Here is a 4,385-nt window from a genome sequence, read left to right as displayed (position 1 = left end):
CTTCAAGTCCGATGCGCCGTGGAACGAATCGCGCTGGAAGAACCCCAAGTTCGACCAGCTGCTGCTGGCGGCGCGGGCCGAAACCGACACCGCCAAACGCATCCAGATGTATGCCGACATGCAGACCATGATCCACGAGGACGCCGGCATTGGTATCCCGCTGTTCCTGGCCAGCATCGACGGACATTCATCGAAGCTCAAGGGCTTGTCACCGATCCCGCTGGGTGGGCTGATGGGCTATTCGTTTGCGGAGCATGTGTGGCTCGATGCCTGACGGGGCGGGCGGGCCTTTTTCGCAAGGTTTCCGCCTGCGCCCCGTGCGGTTGGGCCAGGTTTATTTGCCGAGCCACTTGGYCGCATGCACCTCGTAGTCACCGACTGCCCTGGCCAGGTGCAGCCATTGGTCGACGAAGCCCTTGAAGACGGTGTCCCCGTTGGGCAGCAGGAAGATTCGAAACGGCGGCTCCCGGTGGCGCCGCCACGGTCGCGCTCGCTATCACGGCAGCACTCGTTGGGGCGGTCTCCGATCCGGAGGCGCCCCAATCATACTGCGATCGGGCCGCGTGCCGTTGGCCGGACCCGGTGAACCCTGCGTGTTAGCGAGCCTCGTCGCTGGTTTGGGCAATGGCGGCGCGCAGGATCTCCAGGGCTTCCTGCGCCGTTTCCGCGGAGGTGTTGAGCGGCGCCAGCAGCCGCACATTGTTCCGATGCACGCCGCACTTGATGACCAGCAGGCCGCGTTCGCGGCAGCGGTCGATCACCGCCTGGGCGAATGCCGCGTCGGGCTGGAACGGGTCGCTGTCCTTTACGAACTCCAGCGCCAGCATCGCGCCAACGCCACGCACGGTGCCGATGGCGGGGAACTCGCGCGCGAGCTGGTCGAGCCCTGCGCGCAGGGTTTCCGCCAGGGCGTGCGCACTGGCGAGCAACTGTTCTTCCTCGAACAGGTCGAGCACCGCCAGCGCAGCGGCGCAGGCGAGCGGATTGCCCGCATATGTGCCGCCCAGGCCGCCGGGTGCCGGCGCGTCCATGATCTCGGCACGCCCGACCACGCCGGACAGCGGCATGCCGCCGGCCAGGCTCTTCGCGACCGTGACCAGGTCGGGCTGGATGCCCGCATGCTGGAAGCCGAACATCTTGCCGGTACGGCCAAAGCCGGCCTGGATCTCGTCCAGGATCAGCACGATGCCATGCTTGCGGGTCAGCGCGCGCAGGGCCTGCAGGAACTCGTTGCCAGCAGGCAGGAAGCCGCCGTCGCCTTGCACAGGTTCGAGGATGATGGCCGCGACCCGGTTCGGGGCGATCTGCGTGGCAAAGAGATCTTCCAGCGCCCGGATCGCATCCGAGCCCGAGAAGCCACGGAATTCGTCGGGATAGGGCGTGTGATAGACGTCGCCGGCCAGCGGCCCGAAGTTCTGCTTGTACGGCGTGCTTATGCCGGTCAGCGTCGAGCCGAGCAGCGTGCGCCCGTGGAAGCCGCCGCGGAACGCGATGATTCCCGGCACATTGCGACAGGCGCGCGCGATCTTGACCGCGTTCTCCACCGCTTCCGCGCCGGTTGTCGCGAACAGCGTCTTGTAATGCTCGGCGCCGCCGACCAGCTTGTTCAACCGAGCGGCCAGCTCGACATAGACGTCGTAGCCGACCACCTGGAACGCTGCGTGCGTCACGCGACCCAGTTGCTTGCGCACTGCCTCGACGACCTTGGGGTGGTTATGGCCGATATTCTGCACGCCAATACCGCCGACGAAGTCGATATAGCGACGTCCCTCCACATCCCAGAGGAATGAACCCTCGGCCCTGTCGGCAAAGATCGGATGGGCGGTGACGACGCCATGCGGAACATGTTGGGTGCGGGCCGCGATATGGGCCTGGTTGGACTGGGTCATTGCGTTACGCCTCTTTCAGTTTCCGCGAAGTCGGGGTCGCGGTGTGGTTGCGAAGGGTTGGAGCCGGCAAGGATCTCTGCGAGGTGGCGCGGTTCGCGTCCGGTCAGCTTGCATTAGGGTCCGCGAGGGCACTCGGCTGGCGTTGGGGCATTGCTGTCATGGAGTTCGTTCGCGGCATGGCCGAAGCCTGCCGGGGTCATATCGCCAACGCTTGCGGGCAATCAGCGGGACCAGTATAGGGACGAGGCGGATAGCGCTTTGACCGAATGCGAGGGGTCGATCAGCAGCGAATCCTGTTGTGGCGGGATGAACAGCAGTTCCTTCGACGGGGATGCATGGCAGGCTTTGCCGGCAAGGCCCGCCATGCAAAACGGCCGGCTTGCGCCGGCCGCTCGATAGGAAGCGGAGCGTTATCAGTCCAGCAGCCCCTGGCAGACGTACTTGATATGCATGTACTCTTCGAGGCCATGGCGCGACCCCTCGCGTCCGTAGCCGGAGTCCTTCACGCCGCCGAAGGGGGCCGCTTCCGCTGCCAGCGCGCCCTCGTTGATACCGACAATGCCCGACTCAAGCGCATCGGCAAGGCGCCAGATCCGCCGCACGTCATTTGAGTAGAAATACGCTGCCAGCCCGAACGGCGTGGCGTTGGCCGCCGCGACCACATCGGCCTCGGTACTGAAGCGCGTAACCGGCGCCACCGGCCCGAAGGTCTCCTCGCAGGAGCACTCCATCGCGGCATCCACATCGACCAGCACCGTTGGCGCATAGTAGTTCGGCCCGGGGCACTGTTCGTTGCGGATTCGCTCGCCGCCGACGACCACGCGGGCACCACGGCTGACCGCGTCCTTCACATGGCGTTCGATCTTGTCGACCGCGCGCGCGTTGACCATCGGGCCGATCTGCGCGGCCGGGTTCGTGGCGGGGGCGACGACCAGCGCGCCGACGCGCGCGGCAAGCTTTTCGACAAAGGCGTCGTGTACCTTGTCCTGAACGTAAATGCGGTTAGGGCACACGCAAGTCTGTCCGCCGTTGCGGAACTTGGCGGCCATCAAACCTTCGACGGCGGCATCGAGATCTGCATCGTCGAACACGATAAACGGGGCATTGCCGCCCAGTTCCAGCGACAGCTTCTTCAGCGTATCGGCGGAGCGGCGCGCCAGGTGTTTGCCCACCGGCGTCGAGCCGGTAAAGGTGATCTTGCGCACCCGGGCATCGTCCAGCCATACATCGACGACTTCGGCCGCGCGCTCGCGCGAGGCGGTGACGATATTCAGCACGCCCGGCGGCACGCCCGCCTGTTCGGCGAGCCTGACCAGCGCCAGCGAGGTCAGCGGCGTATCCTCGGCAGGCTTGCACACCACCGTGCAGCCGGCAGCCAGCGCCGGCGCGATCTTGCGCGCGATCATCGCTGCCGGGAAGTTCCATGGCGTGATCGCCGCGATGACGCCGACCGGCTCGCGCAGTGCCAGCATGCGTCGGCCGGGCACTGGCGCGGCGATCACGTCGCCATCGGCGCGCGTGGCTTCTTCGGCAAACCATTCGACATAGCTCGCGGCATAGAGCACCTCGCCTTTGCCTTCCGCCAAGGGCTTGCCCTGCTCGCGCGAGATCAGGCGGCCAAGGTCTTCCACGTGGCTGACGATCAGGTCGTTCCAGCGCTTGATGATCTGCGCGCGGTGCTTGGCAGGGGTCTTGCGCCAGCTTGGGAACGCTGCGTGAGCGACATCGACGGCGCGGCGTGCGTCCGCCGCACCGCTATCCGGTACCGCCGCAAAGACTTCATCCGTTGCAGGGTCCGCCACGGACAGTGTGCGATCGTCGGCCGCGCCGCACCATTCGCCGCCGATAAAGTTGCGGCCGGGAAGCAAGGTCTGGTTCTGGAGGGACAAAGGCATGAACAAATTCTCCTAAGGAAAGGGGTCAGGCGGTGACGCCGGCGGGCACTGTGCCGTCGCTATGCAGATCGACTTCATCGATCCAGCCGCGGCGCAGCTCGGGCACCGAGCGCGCCAGCAGCGCGTAGTAGGGGTGGTGCGGACCGCGGTCGTAGTCCTGGTGCGCGACCTGGGTCAGCTTGCGGCCATGCTGCATCACCACGATCTCGTCGCAGATCGAGCGCACGGTGTGCAGGTCGTGGCTGATGAAGAGGTACGAGACACCCAGTTCCTTGCGCAGCTCGGCCATCAGGTCCAGGATGGCCGCGCCGACCACGGTATCCAGCGCCGAGGTGATCTCGTCGCACAGGATCAGCTCCGGCTCGGCCGCCAGCGCGCGGGCCAGGTTTACGCGCTGTTTCTGCCCGCCGGACAGGCCACCGGGCGTGCGCTGCGCCACGCTGGCCGGCAGCCGCACCAGATCGAGCAACTGGCGAATCCGTGCCCGTTTCGCTTCGCCTTTCTGCCCGCCGGACAGGCCACCGGGCGTGCGCTGCGCCACGCTGGCCGGCAGCCGCACCAGATCGAGCAACTGGCGAATCCGTGCCCGTTTCGCTTCGCC

Annotated in this window: 3 protein-coding genes and 1 pseudogene; 1 reads left to right on the top strand and 3 read right to left on the bottom strand. The window is 66.3% G+C overall.

The window, feature by feature from the left end; all coding sequences use genetic code 11:
• Positions 1-274 (top strand): annotated as a pseudogene (locus AC1DO7_RS39770) (ABC transporter substrate-binding protein); the annotation flags it as partial.
• Positions 275-596: 322 nt separating this feature from the next.
• Here the strand turns inward: AC1DO7_RS39770 and gabT are convergent.
• The 3 genes from gabT to AC1DO7_RS39755 all read right to left on the bottom strand — a co-directional run.
• Positions 597-1,889, bottom strand: coding sequence for a 4-aminobutyrate--2-oxoglutarate transaminase (gabT, locus tag AC1DO7_RS39765; RefSeq protein WP_441624407.1), 1,293 nt, complete (start codon positions 1,887-1,889; stop codon positions 597-599).
• 413 nt (positions 1,890-2,302) lie between these two features.
• The gene (locus AC1DO7_RS39760; protein WP_441624405.1) at positions 2,303-3,784 is read right to left on the bottom strand and encodes an NAD-dependent succinate-semialdehyde dehydrogenase; all 1,482 of its coding nucleotides are present in this window, start codon (positions 3,782-3,784) and stop codon (positions 2,303-2,305) included.
• Positions 3,785-3,809: 25 nt separating this feature from the next.
• On the bottom strand, positions 3,810-4,385 hold a 576-nt coding region (locus tag AC1DO7_RS39755; RefSeq protein ID WP_477117450.1), incomplete at its 5' end, for an ATP-binding cassette domain-containing protein.

Source organism: Cupriavidus sp. 05N40 (genome assembly GCF_056397305.1).
The sequence above is the reverse complement of the archived record's forward strand: the minus strand, read 5'-3'. Positions and strand labels throughout refer to the sequence as shown.

Bases quoted from the DNA above. Each gene is read 5' to 3' on its own strand.
- gabT (WP_441624407.1), bottom strand. From the start codon at position 1,889: ATGACCCAGTCCAACCAGGCCCATATCGCGGCCCGCACCCAACATGTT.
- AC1DO7_RS39760 (WP_441624405.1), bottom strand. From the start codon at position 3,784: ATGCCTTTGTCCCTCCAGAACCAGACCTTGCTTCCCGGCCGCAACTTT.